The sequence below is a fragment of the Streptomyces synnematoformans genome (assembly GCF_039531005.1).
GTDB classification, from domain to species: Bacteria; Actinomycetota; Actinomycetes; order Streptomycetales; family Streptomycetaceae; genus Streptomyces; species Streptomyces synnematoformans.
The window spans coordinates 1-1,535 of the sequence record NZ_BAAAPF010000639.1 but is presented as its reverse complement, the minus strand read 5'-3'; the positions used below and the strand labels follow the sequence as shown (position 1 = coordinate 1,535).

1 protein-coding gene is annotated in these 1,535 nt (G+C 75.8%); it reads left to right on the top strand.

Annotated features, from left to right (window positions below; all coding sequences use genetic code 11):
• Positions 1 to 1,535 (top strand): MinD/ParA family ATP-binding protein (locus tag ABD317_RS36785; RefSeq protein ID WP_344296397.1); only part of this gene is annotated, 1,535 nt, incomplete at both ends.

Sequence of the window (1,535 nt, the reverse complement as noted above, 5' to 3'; positions counted from 1 at the left end):
TCGCCGTCCGGCGTGCCCGTGCCCCCGGCCGGCCAGCAGCCCGACCCCGGCGCGCCGCAGGGCGGCTACGGCTGGCCCCAGCGGCCCGGCGCCCAGCCGGGCCAGCGCGGACAGCAGGGGCAACCCGGCCAGCAGGGGCAAGGCACCGTCCAGCCCGGACAGCAGGGCCAGGGTCAGGGCCAGGGCCCGGGGCAGCCCGGCCAGCCCGCGTACCCCGGCCTCCCCGGCCAGCCCCCGCAGCAGGGCCAGCCGGGCCAGCAGCCCGGACAGCCCGGCCCGTACCCCGCCCAGCCGGGACAGCAACCCGGCCAGCAGCAGCCCGGCCTCCCGCCCGCCGGCGGCGGCCCCGCCGCCCCCGGCCAGGGCGCCCTGTCCCCCGCCACGTCGCCCGCCCCGCCGCCGCAGCCCGGCGGCGACCCGCGGTCCGGCGGCTGGCCCGAGGTCACGCCCGAGCAGCGCCGCCAGCCGGTGCACAACGCCCCGCTCGGCTACACCGCCGCCGTCGAGCTGTCCTCCGAACAGCTGCTGCACGACAAGCACAAGCCGCAGCGCAAGTCGGAGCGCGGCGGCCTGTCCCGGTTCCGGCTGGGCGGCAAGGCGGCCGAGGAGGAGCGGCAGCGCAAGATCGCCCTCGTCCGCACGCCGGTGCTGTCCTGCTACCGCATCGCCGTGATCTCCCTCAAGGGCGGCGTCGGCAAGACCACGACGACCACCGCGCTCGGCGCGACCCTCGCCGCCGAGCGGCAGGACAAGGTCATCGCGATCGACGCCAACCCGGACGCCGGCACCCTGGGCCGCCGGGTGCGCCGCGAGACCGGCGCGACGATCCGCGACCTGGTGACGGCGATCCCGTACCTGAACAGCTACATGGACATCCGCCGGTTCACCTCGCAGGCGCCGTCCGGCCTGGAGATCCTGGCCAACGACGTCGACCCGGCGATCTCCACGACGTTCAACGACGAGGACTACCGCCGCGTCATCGACGTGCTGGGCAAGCAGTACCCGGTGATCCTCACCGACTCGGGCACCGGCCTGCTCTACAGCGCCATGCGCGGCGTGCTCGACCTCGCCGACCAGCTGATCATCGTGGCCACCCCGTCCGTCGACGGCGCGTCCAGCGCCAGCACCACCCTCGACTGGCTGCACGCCCACGGCTACGCCGACCTGGTGTCGCGGAGCATCACGGTCATCTCCGGGGTCCGCGAGACCGCCAAGATGATCAAGATCGACGACATAGTGGGCCACTTCCAGCAGCGCACCCGCGCGGTGCAGGTGATCCCGTTCGACGAGCACCTGTCGGCCGGCGCCGAGCTGGACCTGTCGATGATGCGGCCGAAGACCAAGGAGGCGTACTTCAACCTCGCCACGCTGGTCGCCGAGGACTTCACCCGCGCCCAGCAGGCGCAGGGCCTGTGGACGGGCGAGGGCGGCCAGCAGCCGCCGCACGCGATGCCGCCGCTGCCCGGCCAGCCCGGCGGGGCCGGCGGCCAGGGCGGCGGGAACGGCGGCGGCTATCCGGGCGGGGGGCACCCGGG